At 51.2% G+C, this 18295-nt stretch carries 17 protein-coding genes and 2 pseudogenes; 7 read left to right on the top strand and 12 right to left on the bottom strand.

Annotated features, from left to right (window positions below):
- Positions 1–38: 38 nt before the first annotated feature.
- Both ACWAU0_RS10145 and ACWAU0_RS10150 read right to left on the bottom strand, forming a co-directional pair.
- A complete protein-coding gene (locus ACWAU0_RS10145) occupies positions 39–2069 on the bottom strand; it encodes a methyl-accepting chemotaxis protein (RefSeq protein ID WP_458139062.1) in 2031 nt (676 codons plus the stop codon).
- A 119-nt stretch (positions 2070–2188) separates the two neighbouring features.
- Positions 2189–2458 (bottom strand): hypothetical protein, encoded by a 270-nt coding sequence (locus tag ACWAU0_RS10150; protein ID WP_033157811.1) that lies wholly within the window; start codon positions 2456–2458, stop codon positions 2189–2191.
- Between the two features lie 193 nt (positions 2459–2651).
- On the opposite strand from ACWAU0_RS10150, the gene ACWAU0_RS10155 reads away from it, so the two are divergent.
- A complete protein-coding gene (locus ACWAU0_RS10155) occupies positions 2652–3377 on the top strand; it encodes a pentapeptide repeat-containing protein (RefSeq protein WP_458139063.1) in 726 nt (241 codons plus the stop codon).
- 38 nt (positions 3378–3415) lie between these two features.
- On the opposite strand, the gene ACWAU0_RS10160 is transcribed toward ACWAU0_RS10155, so the two are convergent.
- Positions 3416–4198 carry a symmetrical bis(5'-nucleosyl)-tetraphosphatase gene (locus ACWAU0_RS10160; protein ID WP_458139064.1) on the bottom strand — a complete coding sequence of 261 codons (783 nt, stop codon included), beginning with the start codon at positions 4196–4198 and terminating at the stop codon, positions 3416–3418.
- Positions 4199–4762: 564 nt separating this feature from the next.
- Here ACWAU0_RS10160 and ACWAU0_RS10165 point away from each other — a divergent pair.
- Positions 4763–5032: a hypothetical protein gene (locus tag ACWAU0_RS10165; RefSeq protein WP_033157813.1), complete on the top strand. Its 270-nt coding sequence runs from the start codon at positions 4763–4765 to the stop codon at positions 5030–5032.
- 224 nt (positions 5033–5256) lie between these two features.
- On the opposite strand, the gene ACWAU0_RS10170 is transcribed toward ACWAU0_RS10165, so the two are convergent.
- A complete protein-coding gene (locus ACWAU0_RS10170; protein WP_458139065.1) occupies positions 5257–5664 on the bottom strand; it encodes a DUF805 domain-containing protein in 408 nt (135 codons plus the stop codon).
- A gap of 45 nt (positions 5665–5709) precedes the next feature.
- A complete protein-coding gene (locus tag ACWAU0_RS10175; protein WP_458139066.1) occupies positions 5710–5889 on the bottom strand; it encodes a hypothetical protein in 180 nt (59 codons plus the stop codon).
- On the opposite strand from ACWAU0_RS10175, the pseudogene ACWAU0_RS10180 reads away from it, so the two are divergent.
- Positions 5883–6161: pseudogene (locus ACWAU0_RS10180) on the top strand (transposase); the annotation flags it as partial. The gene ACWAU0_RS10175 and the pseudogene ACWAU0_RS10180 sit on opposite strands and share 7 nt — an antisense overlap.
- A 19-nt stretch (positions 6162–6180) precedes the next feature.
- Here ACWAU0_RS10180 and ACWAU0_RS10185 read toward each other — a convergent pair.
- Positions 6181–6930, bottom strand: coding sequence for an IS5 family transposase (locus ACWAU0_RS10185; protein WP_129871393.1), 750 nt, complete (start codon positions 6928–6930; stop codon positions 6181–6183).
- Positions 6931–7018: 88 nt separating this feature from the next.
- On the opposite strand from ACWAU0_RS10185, the pseudogene ACWAU0_RS10190 reads away from it, so the two are divergent.
- Together ACWAU0_RS10190 and ACWAU0_RS10195 are read left to right on the top strand one after the other, a co-directional pair.
- Positions 7019–7486 (top strand): annotated as a pseudogene (locus ACWAU0_RS10190) (IS5 family transposase); the annotation flags it as partial.
- Between the two features lie 132 nt (positions 7487–7618).
- On the top strand, positions 7619–8824 hold the full coding sequence (locus tag ACWAU0_RS10195) for a cyclic di-GMP phosphodiesterase (RefSeq protein WP_033157815.1): 1206 nt from the start codon (positions 7619–7621) through the stop codon (positions 8822–8824).
- 92 nt (positions 8825–8916) lie between these two features.
- On the opposite strand, the gene ACWAU0_RS10200 is transcribed toward ACWAU0_RS10195, so the two are convergent.
- The 3 genes from ACWAU0_RS10200 to gpmI all read right to left on the bottom strand — a co-directional run bounded on the left by ACWAU0_RS10200 (position 8917) and on the right by gpmI (position 11993).
- The gene (locus ACWAU0_RS10200) at positions 8917–9258 is read right to left on the bottom strand and encodes a hypothetical protein (RefSeq protein WP_033157816.1); all 342 of its coding nucleotides are present in this window, start codon (positions 9256–9258) and stop codon (positions 8917–8919) included.
- Positions 9259–9440: 182 nt separating this feature from the next.
- Complete coding sequence (locus ACWAU0_RS10205) at positions 9441–10238, bottom strand: cobalamin-binding protein (RefSeq protein ID WP_033157817.1); 798 nt, start codon at positions 10236–10238, stop codon at positions 9441–9443.
- Between the two features lie 114 nt (positions 10239–10352).
- A complete protein-coding gene (gpmI, locus tag ACWAU0_RS10210; RefSeq protein ID WP_458139067.1) occupies positions 10353–11993 on the bottom strand; it encodes a 2,3-bisphosphoglycerate-independent phosphoglycerate mutase in 1641 nt (546 codons plus the stop codon).
- A gap of 474 nt (positions 11994–12467) precedes the next feature.
- On the opposite strand from gpmI, the gene ACWAU0_RS10215 reads away from it, so the two are divergent.
- Positions 12468–13424: a cupin domain-containing protein gene (locus tag ACWAU0_RS10215; protein ID WP_458139068.1), complete on the top strand. Its 957-nt coding sequence runs from the start codon at positions 12468–12470 to the stop codon at positions 13422–13424.
- A gap of 69 nt (positions 13425–13493) precedes the next feature.
- On the opposite strand, the gene ACWAU0_RS10220 is transcribed toward ACWAU0_RS10215, so the two are convergent.
- On the bottom strand, positions 13494–14243 hold the full coding sequence (locus ACWAU0_RS10220; protein ID WP_458139069.1) for a hypothetical protein: 750 nt from the start codon (positions 14241–14243) through the stop codon (positions 13494–13496).
- 74 nt (positions 14244–14317) lie between these two features.
- Between ACWAU0_RS10220 and ACWAU0_RS10225 the strand changes: the two genes are divergently transcribed.
- Entirely contained in the window at positions 14318–15055 is a 738-nt protein-coding gene (locus tag ACWAU0_RS10225; protein ID WP_458139217.1) for an IS5 family transposase, read from the top strand.
- A 608-nt stretch (positions 15056–15663) separates the two neighbouring features.
- Here the strand turns inward: ACWAU0_RS10225 and ACWAU0_RS10230 are convergent.
- Positions 15664–16629 carry an IS110 family RNA-guided transposase gene (locus ACWAU0_RS10230; protein WP_415880128.1) on the bottom strand — a complete coding sequence of 322 codons (966 nt, stop codon included), beginning with the start codon at positions 16627–16629 and terminating at the stop codon, positions 15664–15666.
- Between the two features lie 481 nt (positions 16630–17110).
- Complete coding sequence (locus ACWAU0_RS10235; RefSeq protein ID WP_458139070.1) at positions 17111–18208, bottom strand: IS5 family transposase; 1098 nt, start codon at positions 18206–18208, stop codon at positions 17111–17113.
- Positions 18209–18295: the final 87 nt, after the last annotated feature.

Genomic DNA, 18295 nt, shown 5'->3' on the forward strand with positions numbered 1-18295 from the left:
CCTGGGTGCCTGCACAAATCGGGTAGCGGCTTCTCTTGCTAGATGTTCAGTTTGAATTGCGTGGTTAGTTTTTGTAAGTTTTCCGCTAGCTGATTCAGCTGGCGGGCTTCGGCGGTAGTCTGATTAGCCCCGCTACTGGTGTGTTCCGATAAATTGGTAATGTGGACGATATTCCGATTGATTTCCTCGGTCACAGCCGTCTGCTCTTCGGCCGCGCTGGCAATTTGCAGGTTCATCGCGTCGATGGTTTCCACCGATTGGCTGATCGCTTCCAGGGATTGCATGGCCTCCCGAGATTTCTCCACACCTACATTAGCTTGCGTACGGCTTTGCTGCATCACGGTGACCGCTTTGCGCGATCCGGCCTGTAATTCGCCTATCATATTTTCGATTACGGCAGTCGATTCTTGGGTACGGCTTGCCAGGCTGCGAACTTCATCCGCCACTACCGCAAAACCGCGGCCGTGTTCGCCGGCGCGGGCGGCTTCAATGGCGGCATTCAATGCCAATAAGTTGGTTTGTTCGGCGATACTTTTAATCACATCCACCAAAGAGCCTATGGATTCGCTGCTTTTTTCCAGACTTTGAATCACATTGGCAGCACCTTCGATGTCTTTAGCCAATTGGCTGATCGATATTGTGGCGCTGGCCACTACGCTCTGACCGTTTTTTGTTTGCTCGTTAGCGGTGCTGGCCGCTTGGGCCGCAGTATTGGTGGTGGATGCAACGTCCTGGATGGTCGCGCTCATCTGGTTCACAGCGGTCGCAACCGAGGTGATTTCTTCGCGTTGCCGGTCGAGATGAGTCGCACTTTGGTTGGCAACTGTGTAGACTTTTTGCGCCGACGTATGCAATTCGGCACTGGTATGAATGATTTCTTTCAGCAAAGCCGAACTGGTCTCTATCATGGCGTTAAAGTTTTCGGCAATCTCCCGCATTTCATCGTTGGCATCAATATGTATTCTCGCGCTCAGGTCGTTTTGGGCAACGCGCTTAGTTGCGAGGTTAATTGCGGTTATGTTGCGATTGACCGACTTGGTTAAGCCCAGCAATAGCACAATGACCACCAACAACACCCCGATTAGCCCGGCCAGCGTAAATTGTAAAAACTGTTCAGCCGCCGCGCTGCGGGTGCGAAAAAGCAGGTCGAGTTCGGCTATCAGTCCGGTGTAGAGCTGGTAAGACTGGGTGATGGCTTGGGTGGAGGTTTCGAATACTGTATCGCTACCAACAGAAATGGTTTCGCTTTCGACCAATTGCTGGCGTAATAAACCGAGCATGGTTTGCAAGGCTGTTCGGTAGTTTTCATTGGTGCCGCGCATGTTTCGCGACACTTCGGGATTTTCCGCAAACGCCACGGCCAAGCCTTCATCCACCTTTCGGGCATAGGTTTCTATATTGGCCATTAAGATCAACAGCTTGGTCAAGGATTGCGGTGTGTGACTACCTTTGGCGGCGATGCCGGACGCCAGCGCCCGCGTTTGCCCCATCACTTCGATTAATTCGGGCAAATCGGCCGTCAGTACGAAGCCCATATGAAAACTATCCAGCTTGGGGTCGAGGATGATGCCGGACGTGTTCGAAATATGGTTTAGTAGCTTCAAACCATCGGCAATCAACACGTTATGAGCGGTTATCACTGCACTTAACTCTTGATCCTGGGAGTGTGTTTTGATGTCGTTCCACTGTTGGCGGAGCTTGGAAAGCATCTTGTCGGTTTGCAAGGCCTCATGCAGCTCGCGGTCGGTTTTTTCCAGTTCCGCAAAATAGCCGTCGATTTCTTCGCGTTTACTCGTGATGCGTTCCTTAAATTGGGTTGCGCCGTTGCGAAACGCGCTGGTCATGCCCCGATGCTGCTGAATGTGTTCGATTGGTTTTCTGAGGGCGGCGATGTAACTTAGGCCATGGCGTTCTTGCGCCAAGGAGTCGATTTCCGTTTGAAATTGCCTGATCAAGGTGCCGGCCATGAACAGCATGGGGATCAGCACGATGCTGAATAGCAGCGCAAATTTTGCGGGATAGCGCAGCCTATCCATCAGGGCGATTGCGGGCGAAATGACAAAATCCATAGTTAAGATCCTGGCGATGTTGTGGAGGCGCGTGTCTGGGCAACTATAGTTGCTTTATGTTTTTTGGAAAGTATCTAGTAAATTTAATCGGCGGCGTGTTTGTTAAGCAGTTTTATGTTCTATAGGCGGGCAATTAGCAGGATCGCCGCCGAAACGATTAAACAGCTTCCCGCCAGCCAAGCCCCTGGACGGGACGGCTTCTTCGAAACTCGCAACATGATGAGGGTTGTCAGGGAAATCAGTAAGGCCGGATACGCTATCATAATCGCCAACGCCGGCAGCGCGGTGTTTGGGCCGGCTTCTTCAAGCGTGTAATAGCTGAAGCAGCCTAAACCGGGCAGCGCTAGTATCAGCCCCAAAATCAATAATTTATGATAGAAAGCGTTCACGCTAAACAGCCTTTAGTGGTTGTGTTGCCAAAAATATATAACTTGTCAAAACCCTTGATCATGGCTGGCCTGAAGTAGCGCTTCTATAGGGCGGGAAAATTTGCCTAAAGCCTGATTTATTGGATTATGATGCACTGAAACTCGCAAGATGGCGGTTATTTTTTGACCGTCTAACCCGCTTTGAGGAGTAGTTATGCAATACGATTCCGGTGTTTGCCGAACATTGGTAGCTTTCAGTTTGGGTTTTTGGCTATTGCCATGCGCTGCGGCGGAACTCACTCGAGAAGGCGTTATCGCGATTATAGCCGAGGCCGGCAGTCAGCAGCCGAACTTGATCAAGAAAGACCTGTCGGGTTTGGATTTATCCGGAATCGATTTCAATAAAGCCGACCTGTTTTCCAGCAATCTTGACGGGGCAAAGCTAACGGCAGCTAAATTGGTAGGTGTCAATCTCAATCTTGCGCAGATGCGTAATGCGAATTTGCAGAATGCCGATTTATCCTATGCCAGCTTATATGGCGTGCTGATGGATTATGCCGACTTATCCGGCGCGGACCTGAGCCGCAGTCGCGTCACCGGATCGCTGAACAATGTTAATTTCGCCGGCGCCAAATTAAAACAGGCCAATTTAGGTCCCAATTCGGCGAGTCCGCGGCAACTGCGCGATAAGCTGGAAATGAACAATGCGATACTGAACAATGCGGATTTGAGCGAGGCTAATTTTAATTACGCGCTGATGAGCAATACATCGCTCCGCCATGCCAATTTGAGCGGCGGTCAGTTTATCTGGGCGGATTTGTCCGGCGCGAATTTAGATGGCGCGACCATTTCCGGCGCGGATTTTAGAAGTGCCAAGTTTGATGATGCAAATTTGACTAATGTGACAGGGGCCGATACAGCCCTGGGCTTTAAAAAATGAGCGTATGGCCGCCCAGGCTGAGTTCAAGCAACAGCGCATTAAGACATTGCCGCAATCATCGCGCCGGATGTGGATAATCGCAAAGCCGACAACGCGGGCAGCGGATAGAAGCCGGCGCAATTACTATCGGCAAAATGCGCGTCATCGGCAAAAACTAGGTTCAATTGCGATGTTAGCCGGTTGGGGACACGATACCAAGGCATTAAACCGCTCGGTTGAGCATCGGCTGGACCCGTTGCGTTGAAATCCAGCTTGCCTTGTTCATTGCAATAGGCCATTTGCGTATAGGCATTGGCAATAAAATTCAGCCGTTTCCAGCCGCGCAGTTTGGCATGCCAGCGCGACTGGTCTTGCTTGCGGTTTTCCAGAAACGCCGCGTAATTGCTTCCCGATAAAACCGATTCCACTTCATACGCAAAAGTCAGCGCCTGGCTAAAGCTCCATTCGCCGGGAATCCCGGCATGCACCAGCGTAAAATTAAGCTTGGTATCGTGATGAATCAGGCTACGCAGTCGTAGCCATTTCAATAATTCGTCCCGGTCCGGGGCGTTAAGAATTTCATCCAAGGTATCTTCCGCGGCCAATGGCGTATAGCCCAGCGCAACGCTGAGGAGATGGAGTTCTTGTTTGCCCAATACCACAACAGCTGCTTTGCCCAGGCTTTTCACGTAACGCAGTACTTGTAAAGATTCCGGCCCGTGATTGACAAGATTGCCGGCAAACCACAGTCGATCTTCCAATGGGTCAAAGCCGATGGTGGTCAGCCGTTGCATCAGTGCTCGGTAATCGCCGTTTACGCTGCCGATGGCATAGGTAGTCATAGGTATTTAAATTCCAAAGCCAGGTCTGAACAAATCTCCGGCCATGACCAGAAGGTCAGCGCAAAGCCGGCATATTGCCTGAACCCTATCAATTTTGATGCCATTAATCTTGGCGCCGGATTTCAGCGGAAGATGATCCTGCCAACTCACTGATTATGCGTTGGAAATAGATGAAAAATCGGCAATATGCCGATGGGTTTAACTTGGTCAACCTGGTTCGTTCCCCACTAAATCCGCAGTTTTGCCGCTGAAATGTAAAGTAATCGACACGTTTTGCAGCGCTGATTAACTAAGCCCATCATTCCTGCTGGTGATACTCAGACTGCCGCTTTATTCGACAAGCCGGCAAGGAATTCACTATATGTAAAATCTATTGAAGCCATAAAAACAATCAATTTTATTTGCTCCAGTAGTTTGTTCACAATGGTCTCCAAGCTGGATCGGTTGAAGTTTCAATCGGAGTTCCAGTGATTTATTAACCCAGGCCGACATACCGTTCTTATCGAACGAGATGCAGAAACAGATAGGGCCGGGTTCATAACCATTATTACCAGGAGACCTATCATGAAAACCTTAAATACCATCCAATTGGCTATCGTCCTTACTGCCGCTCTTGTCTCGACAAGTGTTCAAGCACAGGGTGATCGCATCGCCTCCGGCGGCTTTTTAAATAGTTGGGTTGCTGAAGTGGTTTACGACAATCCCGCGCACAATCGCGGCATACACAGTTATCCCAATCCGCTTGCGCCGGTTGTGGTAGCGGAAAAAGATATGATTTATGTTGATAAAGCCCATGGTCAAGCTATTTACAGCTATCCCAGAAATACCAAATGAGCTCAACTCACGGCGGACGCCTTCGGGCGTTCCGCCAGTATTGCCCAAATAGTCACTTCGCTGTAATGCTCACGAAAGCGGGAATCCAAGATTACCATTGAGCGAAGATAATTAAGGGCCGGGCTAAAAGAATTTTATCTTCCCGGAAACCAAGGTTTTAGGCGCGTCTAAGGGCGTGGTTGATAATCTTGAACAGGTTCAAACCAGCTGATTGGAATAAGCGCTTACAAAGCCCGTACTAATAGCACAGGCATCCACGGGCTCACCAATAACAGAAAGCCGGTAAACCAGATATCGAAGGTAGGGCGCAACGCCGGAGCTTCCAGTTGGTCGGCGGCCGGATTGCTGGGGGCGAATATTAATACCAAAGCCACCAACAGCATTAGTGGCGGCGCGAACAAAAATCCGAGCAATATTCCCCATGCCGAAGAGCCGATGTCGCGGCAGCGTTTTATCATGGCGGATACCCCGAATAAGCCGCATGCCAGGGCGATAATCAAATAGAACGGCACGGCATATTCGTCGGACGACCCGTTGGTCGTTATCTGATGCGCATACAGGGGTAGCGCCAAAGCATTCAGCAAAGCCGGCAGGCCTAAAGCGATGTATCGAGAACGGTCGTAACGCAGCATGGTTCTATCTATTCCCTAAATTTGCAGTTAACCGGATCGCCTAGGTTAGCTCAGCGGCTGGCGCTTGCCAATTTTTGTGTGTTTTTTGATGATCCCGGCACAATCTTCATAAGCGTTCAGGGATTGTTTTAGGGGCTGTTGCCATTTTGTCATAATCCCTTTGAAAATCGATTGGCGAGCCATATTGATTGAGTTTTCAATCAAACGATAACTAGCGAATGCCACGCCAACTGCTTACAGATACCCACTGGGAAAAGCTAAAAACGATTATGTTGAGTTTCAGCATTTACGACAAACCCGGTCTTCGGCAAACGGTCGAAGGGATTTTTTATCGCTTGCGTGTTGGCTGCCCTTGGCGAGACTTGCCCGTCGCTTTTGGCAAGTGGAATGCCGCGTACAAGCGCTTCAATGCCTGGTCACTGCAAGAAAAGCTGAGGGGTATCTTTCAAGCGCTAGTGATTGAGCCTGATTTGGAATGGCTATTTATTGATGGCAGCATTAGGGGCTGTTGCCGTTTCACATCGGTAACCATATAAATGCACAAGCCAGGGCGATAGCACCTTCAAAATTGCGTTTTAGTTTGTCATATCGGGTGGCAATAGCTCTAAAATGTTTCAGTCGCGCAAATACGTTTTCAACGAGGTGGCGATATTTATAGAGACACCAGTCCATTTCCTCATTCCCGACTATTGAATTTTGTTTTCTTGGGATGATGGGGACTGTGCCTTGGTCTCGAATTTGAATCCGTAACGGCTCGCTGTCATACCCTTTGTCTGCAATCATGTAGCCCGCCTGGGGGAGCTTGGCCACAAATTCCGGCGCTTCTTTGCAGTCATGTACTTCGCCCCCCGTAATCGAGAACTGGATGGGAAGTCCACCGGCATCAACCGCCATATGGATTTTGGTCGTGTTGCCTGCGACCGATTTCCCGATGGCTGTTGGATTTTCATGGGCGCCGCCGCTACTGTGTTGATGGGCTTTAATAATGCTGCCATCAATAAATAGCCATTCCAAATCAGGCTCAATCACTAGCGCTTGAAAGATACCCCTCAGCTTTTCTTGCAGTGACCAGGCATTGAAGCGCTTGTACACGGCATTCCACTTGCCAAAAGCGACGGGCAAGTCTCGCCAAGGGCAGCCAACACGCAAGCGATAAAAAATCCCTTCGACCGTTTGCCGAAGACCGGGTTTGTCGTAAATGCTGAAACTCAACATAATCGTTTTTAGCTTTTCCCAGTGGGTATCTGTAAGCAGTTGGCGTGGCATTCGCTAGTTATCGTTTGATTGAAAACTCAATCAATATGGCTCGCCAATCGATTTTCAAAGGGATTATGACAAAATGGCAACAGCCCCTATTAAAGCCCATCAACACAGTAGCGGCGGCGCCCATGAAAATCCAACAGCCATCGGGAAATCGGTCGCAGGCAACACGACCAAAATCCATATGGCGGTTGATGCCGGTGGACTTCCCATCCAGTTTTCGATTACGGGGGGCGAAGTACATGACTGCAAAGAAGCGCCGGAATTTGTGGCCAAGCTCCCCCAGGCGGGCTACATGATTGCAGACAAAGGGTATGACAGCGAGCCGTTACGGATTCAAATTCGAGACCAAGGCACAGTCCCCATCATCCCAAGAAAACAAAATTCAATAGTCGGGAATGAGGAAATGGACTGGTGTCTCTATAAATATCGCCACCTCGTTGAAAACGTATTTGCGCGACTGAAACATTTTAGAGCTATTGCCACCCGATATGACAAACTAAAACGCAATTTTGAAGGTGCTATCGCCCTGGCTTGTGCATTTATATGGTTACCGATGTGAAACGGCAACAGCCCCTAGTGGCTTTATCGGTTACTGCTCTGACCACGATCACTACTGATACACTTACAGCGAACCCGGTCCTATTCATAACGGGTATGCCGCCATAGTCGCAATCCGCCGGGCAAATGCGCAATGATAAAAAAAATCGATGTAGCCGACCTGAAGCCCAAGATGTTTATCCACGACATCAACTGCCCGTGGATAAACCACCCGTTCTTGCGCAACAGCTTTTTGATCGAATCCGCTCAAGACATCGAAAAAATCGCCGCCTACGGCATTTGCCAGGTCTACATAGACACCACGCTCGGCCCGGATATGCCGGAAGCCCCAACCGTTCATGACATAAACCGGCAGCTTGACGAACATATGCAGCACTTGGGGCGCACGCTCAAGCGCGTGCCGCCGCCGGTTAGCGTCGAAAAAGAACGGGTAAAAGCCAAGCAAGTCTGCCGCGAAGCCAACCGCATCGTACACAACGTCCTTCAGGATTGCCGCTTGGGTAAGCAGGTCGAATTGGAGCAGGTAGAGCCGGTGGTTTCCAATATCATCGATTCGATTTTCCGTAACCCGGACGCCATAGTCAGTCTGCTCAGAATCAAGCAGGCTGATAAATATACTTTTCAGCATTCCGTGGCGGTCGGCACCTTGCTGATTAGTTTTTGCAGAGCTTTGGATATAGACCGCAAGCTTATCGAACAGGTCGGCCTGGGTGGTTTATTGCACGACATCGGCAAAATGCAGGTGCCGAATAACATTCTGAACAAACCTGGAAAACTGACGGAAAGCGAATTTGAGATTATGAAAAATCATGTGCGCTACGGCTGTCAGGTGTTGGAGAAAACGCCGGGTATTTCACCCATCACGCTCAATGTCGCAGCCGAACACCACGAATGCTACAACGGCAGTGGTTATCCACTAGGCCTGAAGGGCGATGAAATCAGCCTTTACGGGCAGATGGCTGCGGTAGTGGACGTATACGATGCATTGACATCCACGCGGGTTTATCACACCGGCATCGAACCCACCGAAGTGCTAAGAAAGTTATTGGAATGGAGCGACCATCATTTCAATCTGACGCTGGTGCATCAATTTATTCGCAGCATCGGCATCTATCCGGTCGGCACCTTAGTACGACTGGAGAGCGGTTATTTGGCCGTCGTAGTTGAGCAACATCATGAAAACCTGCTGCATCCACGGGTGAGAGTGGTATTCAATGCCCGGACGCGCTGCTACACACCTCCCGCAGATTTCGATCTGTCCAAACCCGGTTGTAATGATCGGATTACCTCGTTTGAGGTGCCCGCGAAGTGTGGGGTCGATCCTCAGCGCTATTTATAGTCACAGTGAAGTTGCCGTATGATTTTATGACGCTGTATTGGGCTACCTACGCAGCCCAATACAGGTTTATGCATGTTTTGGCTGGCAATCAGCTATTCAGCTTCTATGGCTATAGGTGCGCCTGATTCATCGACTGGCTGCACAAATTCAAACAACTTGGAGCCGGTATTGATCACTTCGACGTTACCCTGAAAACCACTGCGCGCAGCAACATTTTTGCAAAAGGTTCTTTTGATAAAGCCGGTCGTACATTTATTGGTGCCGTTGCTCAGATCGTCGGCAATGGTCCAGCCATCGGGACAAATAATCGTGGGAATATCGAAGGTTTTACATACCGGTTTAGGTGTGGTGCCGCCACCGGTCGGCTGGGCATGGGCAATGGCGCTGGCGCCGAACAAAACAGTGCTTAGGAAAAATAATTTTGGCGTTTTCATGTGATACCTCTTCGATGATGATCATTGATCAAGCTCCCTGGGGGGGGTGGCATGAAGAATCCCTTTCGAAGAGGAGATTAAGATTTAGGCGCGGGTTTTGATATGAACTATTCCATCCGGCCCGGCGGGATTAATTCACAGCTATAGCCTGCGCTATTGGATTTATTTGAGCACCTATTAGGCTAAGCACAATCTTGCTGCCAATCATTGATGATCTGACATATTTGGGCCAAACCATCGCTAAGTGCCGCCGGTCCTGGCTGTAAAATATCGCAAGATTTAATTTCGTAGACTCGTTGTTGTTGTACGGCCGGAATGCTGTCCCAACCGGGGCGGGCAGCCAGGTGATCCGGGCGGAATTTTTTACCGCACCAGGAGCCGATGATGATGTCAGGCGCGCGCCTTACCACTTCCTGAGGATCGGCGATGATGCGCTGTTTGGCGGAATGTTCCGTGGCCAATTCGGCAAAGCAGTCCTCACCGCCGGCGATGCCAATCAACTCCGATACCCAGCGGATACCGGAAATCATCGGCTCATCCCATTCTTCAAAATACACCTTGGGACGTCTGGCAAAACTTAGGCTGCGCAGGCGGGTGGTTTCCAGTTGTTGCCGGTACTGCGCCACCAGCGTAGCAGCTTTTTCCGGGACGCCGACCATCGCGCCCAGCAAGCCTATCATCTGCAAAATACCGTTGACTGAGCGTTGATTGAACACATGCACAGCAATACCGTTACGGATTAACTCCGCCGCAATCTCAGCTTGCAAATTCGAAAAGCCCAGCACCAGATCAGGCTCTAGCGCTAGGATTTTATCGATTTTGGCGCTGGTAAACGCCGAGACCTTGGGTTTTTCCTGGCGAGCCTGCGCCGGTCTGACCGTATAGCCGGAGATGCCGACGATACGAGCTTGCTGGCCCAGCAAATACAAGGTCTCGGTGGTTTCGTCGGTTAAACAGACGATGCGTTCGGGGTAGTCCATTAGTTTTCCAAATTAGGTCATCAGGGGTTTTTAACGAATTTCCAGCGGCCAATAAAAACCGCCTAACAGCGTATAGCCGAAAGGCGGTGTCATCAGCTCAGAATGCTTTACGGCTTAGCTGGCTTTGATCAAGCTAGGATCGTAATCTTCCGGCGCTTCAAAACCCAGCAGATTCAAAATAGTCGCAGCCACATTCGACAAGCCGGCTTTCGGCAAATCGTCGCGGAGTGCGTAGCCAGGATTTTCCCCGGACACCAACACGAACGGTACCGGATTCAAGGTGTGCGAGGTTTTGGCCTTGGTGCGGCCCTCTGCATTGCGGGTGACATTGCCTTTTTTATCCAGCTCGTACATTTCGTCGGCATTGCCGTGGTCGGCGGTGATGATTGCCGTGCCGTTCATCTCCAAAATCACCGGAATCAGACGTGCCAATTGCAGATCCAGGCCTTGCATCGCGGTTACCGCCGCCTCGAAATTGCCGGTGTGGCCGACCATATCACCGTTGGCATAATTGACCCGCAGGTACTTATATTTGCCGCTACGCACCGCGTCGATCAGGGTGTCGGTGATCTCGGCGCATTTCATCCAGGGCCGTTGTTCGAAAGGCACTACATCGCTGGGGATTTCCACGTACGTTTCGGAGGCTTCGTCGAATTTGCCGGAGCGGTTGCCGTTCCAGAAATAGGTCACATGGCCGAATTTTTGGGTTTCGCTGATGGCGTATTGGCTGATGCCGTTTTTGGCCAGATATTCGCCCAGGGTCCGGTCTATGGTCGGTGGCTCGACCAGAAAGCGTGGCGGCAATTTGGTGTCGCCGTCGTATTGCATCATGCCGGCGTACGTGACTTTCGGCAGCGAGCCGCGCTCGAAGGGGTTGAATTGTTCTTCGGTAAAGGCGCGGGAAATTTCGATGGCGCGGTCGCCACGGAAGTTGAAAAACACTACCGCGTCGCCGTCAACGATGGTGCCCAGCGGTTTACCGTCTTTGGCAATCACGAAACCAGGTAAGTCTTGGTCGATGACGTTGGCTTCGTTGCGGAAGGTTTCGATGGCTTCGTGGGCGCTGGTAAATTGCCGGCCCAAACCCAGCACGTGGATGTCCCAGCCGCGTTTGACCATGCTCCAATCAGCTTCGTAGCGGTCCATCGTGATTTGCATGCGGCCGCCGCCCGAGGCGATAGCCACATCAAAATCCGCGCCGCGCAAGCCGTCCAGATACGCTTCGAACGGATCGACATAGTCCAATGCAGAAGTCTCGCCGACGTCGCGGCCATCCAGCAAAATATGGATTCGTACTTTAGCCACGCCTTCTTGCTTGGCTTGCTCGATCATCGCTTTCAAATGGTCAATGTGCGAATGTACATTGCCGTCGGAGAACAGCCCCAGGAAATGCAAAGTGCCGCCTTGCTTGGCGGTGGCGACCACGTCGTGCCAGGCTTGACCTTGCCAGAGATGGCCGCTGCTGATCGATTCGGCGACCAGTTTCGCGCCTTGGGCAAACACGCGGCCGGCGCCGAAGGCATTGTGGCCGACTTCGCTATTGCCCATGTCTTCGTCGCTGGGCATGCCCACTGCGGTGCCGTGCGCCAGCAGTTTGGTCATCGGATAGCTGGCCATGTAACGGTCCAGGTTAGGGGTGCGCGCGGCTTTAACCGCGTCGCCGTCTTCGCGCGGCGAAATGCCTACGCCATCCAGGACGATGGTAACGACAGGGCCGGGACAGGCGGGAAAACGGGAAGATTTTGCTAGTTTCATGGTGTTATGTCAGTGAGTGGTACGTCAGAAGTTAAAAGAAACAGGGTTTGGCGATTCTGCGTTGTGTTACGAGCGCGGTCAAAATGCCGAGCATCATACCTGATCAGCGATGTCCAGCAGCAGGTCAGGATAAAAGAAGGTGTTGGCAATGGTGACGTTGACTTTCATGTCGGAAATGTAAGCGCGGCAGGGCGTGTCACTTAGTGATTGATCTGCGCGGACGCCTTGCCTTGCAAATAATCTTTTACGCTTAATGTTAATTTCTCTGCCAGAGCCATCTTGGAATTACCTTGGATATACAAACGATTCTAACGGTTGCCGATGCAATGTGGAACCCTTGTGCTAAGTATTTCGTTCGAACTAAGGATCGAAAAAAAATCCGTGCATTTCAAATCCACTTTGTCACATCAGCGAGCGTACAATTTAAACCATCACGCTATTTACCTAGATTGCATACATTAGAAAGGTGCCGCCATGACCATTGTCAAACCGCAAAACCCGCTTGAACCCTTGCTGGAAAATGGCCGCTATTTTGAATATACCCAAGCCGCTGACCCAATTGGCTCCGGCGCTATCACTAAATTGCCGTTCGCCAATTTCGGCAGCGAATTGCATCAAACCGGCGGCACCCGGATTATCCCGCTGGATGTCAGCGAGCAATTGCGTTGTCCCGGTCCGGCCACCAGTCCGGCGCTGTGCGCAAACTTTGTCAGAATTCTGGCCGGCGAGTCGCTGGCGACCGATTTCAACGCCACCTCACTGCTGTTTTACGTGATGTACGGCAACGGCCGCACTGAATTCGACGATCTGACTATCCCCTGGCAAACCGGTGATTTTGTGGTGCTGCCGGTGGGCAAGGATATTCGACATTTTGCTGCCAGCGATTCGGCTTTTTACCTGGTGCACGACCAGCCGCTGTTGACTTACTTGGGTGTGACAGCCGATAGGCAATGCTTTAAACCGACGCTTTATACCGCAGCGGATTCGCTCCACGAGTTGGCCGCGGCGCAAAAAGCGGCGGAGACGGTGAATCGCAACCGCATCAGTGTGTTGCTGGCCAACAAAGCCATGGACCAAACCCTGACCGTGACGCACACGCTGTGGGCGATGCTGGGCGTGCTGCCCAAAGGCGCGGTGCAATTGCCGCATAGACACCAATCGGTGGCCTTGGATTTAATTCTGGATTGCGCGCCGGGTTGTTACACCCTGGTAGGACCGCAGATTTCGGCGAACGGTAAGATCGTCAATCCCACCCGTGTCGATTGGCAACCCTATTCCGCCTTCATTACTCCGCCCGGTTATTGGCACGCGCATTACAACGAATCTGATAAAGAGGCGCATCTGATTCCGCTACAGGATGCCGGCTTGCAGACCTATTTGCGGAGTTTGGATATTAAATTTGTGTTGCCGGATGGGAGTGTTTCGCGGTGAGTTTATATGCCGCAAGGTTCGCGAACGATATGGTGTACGTTGTTTGCGGTATCCAATAGGTTGCCTATTCTAAAAGTTTCTTGATGCGCGTATACCTTCCAGCCAACTGGTAGCAATCTGGCGAACGAATTCTATTGCTTCGTCTTTTGTCATTGGATTGTTGCTATTCAGATTACTGCCGCGAGCGTGTCTTGCCCAACCTCCAGAAACTGTTGGATTATGGATGGCATCCTTAAAGCGATTAAATTGGCCGCTCGTTATATCGAACCGCGTATGAAAATCGCCTCGGTTCCCCGAATATCCTTCAGCTAGCTCATAAATCTTCCAAATCGTATCTCCAGTGGGATTCTCGATAGATAGTAGTTCAAGCACCTTCGCCGCCTTTGAGTTTAGAAAAGCTGGTTCCAGTTTTGCCCGTTGGCTTTCTAACTTGTTTTGATATTGTCGCTCCGTTTGTTCTGTTTGCCACCTAACAAGCTCATCGGCAGATAGTCTTGCTGGCGGTGACACTGATAGCGCAATATCGCCCAAAGATATCTTCTGCGTTAAGGATTCTACTTCAAGGAAATAACTGCGTAGCGGGGGAACGGCAGTGTTATCAATGACTGCGCCTAGTCTAAACTCCGGATCGATTTGAGCGGGCCCAGTGAAGGAGTCGCGAAGATGCCTTGCTTTCTCAATGACATCTTCGGCGTTGTCGCAGCTATCAAAATCTGCTGAAGTGAATGCTGGAAACTTCGTATCATCCAAAAGAGAGAACCCCAATCCTTCGAGTAGGTCCGCAAGGTTTCTTTGCTCTAGACTAGGGGCTGTTGCCATTTTGAAACAATAGCCTTGAAATTGAGCGGCTCTGCCTCATTAGATTGATTTTTCAATCAAAAGACAAGCAACCGATGCCCCGACAGCTATTTACGGATGAATACTGGAATGAACTCAAAGCCATCATGTTAAGCCTAGGGATTTATGACAAGCCATCGCTCCGGCAAACGGTAGAAGGGATTTTTTATCGCATGCGAGTCGGCTGTCCCTGGAGAGACCTGCCTGCCACGTTTGGCAAGTGGAATGCCGTTTACAAACGATTCAATGCTTGGTCGCTTCAAGAAAAACTGATGGGCATCTTTCGGGGACTGATTGTGGAACCGGATTTGGAATGGACCTTTATTGACGGCAGTATCGTGAAAGGGCATCAGCATAGTAGTGGCGCGGCCCATGAACAGGATGCCGCGATTGGGAAATCAGTCGCGGGTAACACTACGAAAATCCATATGGCCGTTGATGCCTGCGGGCTGCCTATTCATTTCTCGGTCACCGGTGGTGAAGTCCATGACTGCAAAGAGGCACCGAAATTAGTGGCTAAACTGCCTTTGGCTAACTACACGGTTGCTGACAAAGGTTATGACAGTGAACCCTTACGGACTCAAATTCGAGAGAAAGGGAGTGTGCCCATCATTCCTAGAAAACAGAATTCAACCATCGGGAATGACGGAATGGATTGGTGCCTCTACAAATATCGCCACCTCGTTGAAAATGTCTTTGCGCGACTGAAACATTTCAGAGCCATCGCGACGCGATATGACAAATTGAAACGCAATTTTGAAGGCGTTGTCGCTTTGGCCTGCGCTTTTATTTAGTTACCCATGTAAAACGGCAACAGCCCCTAGTTTTTTGTAGCTCTACAGCCCATCTCATTTCAATATCTCTTTGCTACAAACGCTGAATAAGGAGTCGGCTGAATCAGACCACGTACGCTGAAAATCTTGGAAACGGAGCGTTAGCGAAGTGAAGATTTTTAGTCCCCGATAGCCGTAGCGCCGGGCGGGTTTTCGCAGCGAAGCGGAGAAAACCTGCAAGGCATCGCGACACGGCGTCAAGTCATGCGAGAGCCAATGTTTCGAACCCCTTGTTGGGCCGAAACGAGGTGACGCGGACGAATCGGGGCCGCCGAAGGCATGAACTGCCAGCAAATTTTTCGCGCTGAAATCGGATGGGACCCATTTCAGCTTTACCGAAAAATGCTGGCGCTCTTGGCTACGATTACGCTACCGCTAATCGTAGCTGCATTTCTAAGCTTTCGCCCCCAACCTTGCCAACAACTTCTCCAAAAATACCACCTTATCCTCCATGTCCTTAAAGGCCTGGGTAAAGCGTAATTTTTCCGCGTCATCGAATTTATAGACCTACGACTGGCTTTGAATCATCAGAATCAACTCGCCAGCCCGCGTAGATACTGTTATCCAAGTCAAGCCAGATGAATAGCCGAATCGAAGGGTTTTGCGGATTTCAAGACACCGAATGCCACATGAATCAATTTACGCATCATGGCACCGATAATCAGCTTATTCGGTTTACCAGCACCGGCTAATCGTCCACGGAATTGTTTACCCCAGGCTGTTTTATAAAGCGTCACCATGGCCGGCATATAGAGTGCTTTGCGCAGGAAGGCATGGCCTATTTTGGAGAGCCTGGGCTTGCCCTTGAGGCTGCTGCCCGATTCGTATTGCCGGGGATCGAGTCCGGCAAAAGCGGCGGCCTGCCGACTATTGGCGAAGCGCGAGGTATCGGCGTAGAACGCGAGGATGATGGCGCTGGTGCGCTCGCCAATGCCGGGAATGCTATCGAGCAGTTCGCGCTGTTGCTTGAGATCGGGATGGCGATCAATGTGATCGTTGATGGCGTCGATCAATTGTTGGATCGCAGTATCCAGCCAATTCAGATGCTGTTGAATGTCCTCACGCACGGCCTCGCGCGCCACTAGCAAGCGGTTGTTTTCCTGGGTGCGCATGGTTTGTAAGGCGTCCAGCCGTAATACTAGTGCGCGCAGTGTGACTTCCGCCTCGCTACGGGGCTGCCAAGCAGGCGGTTGGCGCTCGGCGCAGAAATCGGCGATGAGTTTAGCATCGACCGTATCGGTTTTGCTGCGGGTGAGCCGTGAAGCGCCATAGGCCTTAATTTGTGCTGGATTGACGACGCTCACGGTGAAACCAGCGGTTGCCAGATGCTGAGCAACGTCTTCCCAATAAATGCCGGTCGCTTCCATGCAGACATGAGGCGATTGGGCCTTTTGAGCGGCCAACCACGTCAACAACGTCGCGAAGCCGTCGAGAGTATTGGGAATGACTTTGGCGCGAAACTTACCGCTGGGTAGGCGTAATGCACAATCCAGCTTGGCTTTGGCCACATCGATACCGAGATAAAAATGGGATATGAAAACCTCAAATGATCTACCTTGTGAATGCAGGCTGCCGGAAACCGGGCCGAAGAGACTGTTCGATCGTTGATCGAGGGTGGGTCGCTGCTGCAAAGATCTACGCCGGGGATTTCGAAATCCAAGCTCCGATACGGCATCCAGCGACCCAAACCTGAGGTGCCCCTCAGGTGTGTTTTCATGGTTTATTATCCTTTGAAAAGCACGCTTGGATAATACAAGCTCCGATTAGCGAAGCGTATTCGGAGGAATGAAGGTGTTAGTTCCACCTAAAACCCCTGTGGTAGTTTCCAAGGCGCTTGGCAGGACCGATCTAACAGGCTGGTGAAAAACCCGCCGATATTTCCCCTTACCCACGGTTGCCGTGATTTTTTCGAGTTGAAATCGGTCATGACATCGAGTTTCAAGCGTTTTGCCCCGATTTCAAGGGCTTTTTATTCGCCTGAAGCCGTCTGTGGACGGTTTTCAGGCGAACTTCACCCTAGGCGGGTGCACTCCACGCCGGTTTCGGCGTGAACACCAATAGGTTGAGCATGCGCGTCAGGTTGTAGGCGGCAAAGCAAAACAAGGCCTGACCCGCGACTTTGGCTAAGCCGATGTGACGGGTTTTGCGCAGGCCGCCGACCGTTTTGACCCAGCCAAAGGCTTCTTCGACGATTTTGCGGCGCTTGAGACTTTGGGCGTAACCTTTGCCGCGCGCGGTGCGGCCGTCGACGGCACTGCCAATCTTTTTGCGGGCCACATGGGCTTTGATATCACGGGACTCGAGTCCGTTGACGAACGCCGCTTGGTCATAGCCTTTGTCGGCACTGACGCTGCCACCTTGGGGCACGCGGCGTTTGATCATTTTTTGCGCGGCTTCGATTTCGGCGGTGCCGGTGGCTTGAGTGGTTTCGACATCGACAATCAGGCCGTTGCGATTCTCGGACAAGGCATGGGTGATGTAACGCAGTTTGGCCTCGGTGTATTCGCCTTTCTTGTAAAGCCGGGCTTCGGGATCGGTTGTACTTTGATGGGTGGCGTTGCTGCGCTTTTCGCCACTGAAGTCGATCTCGGGATTGCGGCCGGCGGGTTTATCGGGACCACTACCATCTTTTTTGACGAAGCTTTTGTGCGAGGCCCAGGCTTCAATGAGGCTACCGTCGACACTGAAGTGTTCGTCGGACACCAGATTTTGCCATTCGGCTATGGCCAGTACCCGCTCAAAAAATTCGCGACTCAGGGCTTCGGACAGCAGGCGTTCGCGGTTGGCACTGAACACTGTGCGTTCCCACACGGCGTCGTCGATGCCCAGACCGACAAACCAGCGAAACAACAGGTTGTAGTCCAGTTGTTCCATCAACTGACGCTCACTGCGAACGGTGTACAGCACTTGCAACAGCAAGGCGCGCAGCAGTTTTTCAGGGGCAATCGAGGGACGGCCGGTGTGCGAGTAACGCTCGGCAAAGACGGCATCCATCGAGGCCAATACGCCATCAACCAGTAGCCGTAAACGACGCAACGGATGCTGTTTGGGAATAAGGTCTTCCAGGCTAACATAGCTGAACCAGCTGTTTTGAATGGCATCGTGTCCGCGCATTGAAAGGCTCCAAATTTAGGTAGCCTATTTTAACAGTTGGCCGCTCATCTATGCCTTAGCTTACTTGGCTTTTCGAGTTTTTCACCA

It is taken from the genome of Methylomonas sp. Uni0009, from assembly GCF_054188105.3.

What these genes read in the sequence shown, in the direction of transcription:
- ACWAU0_RS10145 (WP_458139062.1), bottom strand. Translation starts at nt 2,069, where the DNA reads ATGGATTTTGTCATTTCGCCCGCAATCGCCCTGATGGATAGGCTGCGC.
- ACWAU0_RS10155 (WP_458139063.1), top strand. Translation starts at nt 2,652, where the DNA reads ATGCAATACGATTCCGGTGTTTGCCGAACATTGGTAGCTTTCAGTTTG.
- ACWAU0_RS10160 (WP_458139064.1), bottom strand. Translation starts at nt 4,198, where the DNA reads ATGACTACCTATGCCATCGGCAGCGTAAACGGCGATTACCGAGCACTG.
- ACWAU0_RS10165 (WP_033157813.1), top strand. Translation starts at nt 4,763, where the DNA reads ATGAAAACCTTAAATACCATCCAATTGGCTATCGTCCTTACTGCCGCT.
- ACWAU0_RS10170 (WP_458139065.1), bottom strand. Translation starts at nt 5,664, where the DNA reads ATGCTGCGTTACGACCGTTCTCGATACATCGCTTTAGGCCTGCCGGCT.
- ACWAU0_RS10185 (WP_129871393.1), bottom strand. Translation starts at nt 6,930, where the DNA reads ATGCCACGCCAACTGCTTACAGATACCCACTGGGAAAAGCTAAAAACG.
- ACWAU0_RS10195 (WP_033157815.1), top strand. Translation starts at nt 7,619, where the DNA reads ATGATAAAAAAAATCGATGTAGCCGACCTGAAGCCCAAGATGTTTATC.
- ACWAU0_RS10200 (WP_033157816.1), bottom strand. Translation starts at nt 9,258, where the DNA reads ATGAAAACGCCAAAATTATTTTTCCTAAGCACTGTTTTGTTCGGCGCC.
- ACWAU0_RS10205 (WP_033157817.1), bottom strand. Translation starts at nt 10,238, where the DNA reads ATGGACTACCCCGAACGCATCGTCTGTTTAACCGACGAAACCACCGAG.
- gpmI (WP_458139067.1), bottom strand. Translation starts at nt 11,993, where the DNA reads ATGAAACTAGCAAAATCTTCCCGTTTTCCCGCCTGTCCCGGCCCTGTC.
- ACWAU0_RS10215 (WP_458139068.1), top strand. Translation starts at nt 12,468, where the DNA reads ATGACCATTGTCAAACCGCAAAACCCGCTTGAACCCTTGCTGGAAAAT.
- ACWAU0_RS10220 (WP_458139069.1), bottom strand. Translation starts at nt 14,243, where the DNA reads ATGGCAACAGCCCCTAGTCTAGAGCAAAGAAACCTTGCGGACCTACTC.
- ACWAU0_RS10225 (WP_458139217.1), top strand. Translation starts at nt 14,318, where the DNA reads ATGCCCCGACAGCTATTTACGGATGAATACTGGAATGAACTCAAAGCC.
- ACWAU0_RS10235 (WP_458139070.1), bottom strand. Translation starts at nt 18,208, where the DNA reads ATGCGCGGACACGATGCCATTCAAAACAGCTGGTTCAGCTATGTTAGC.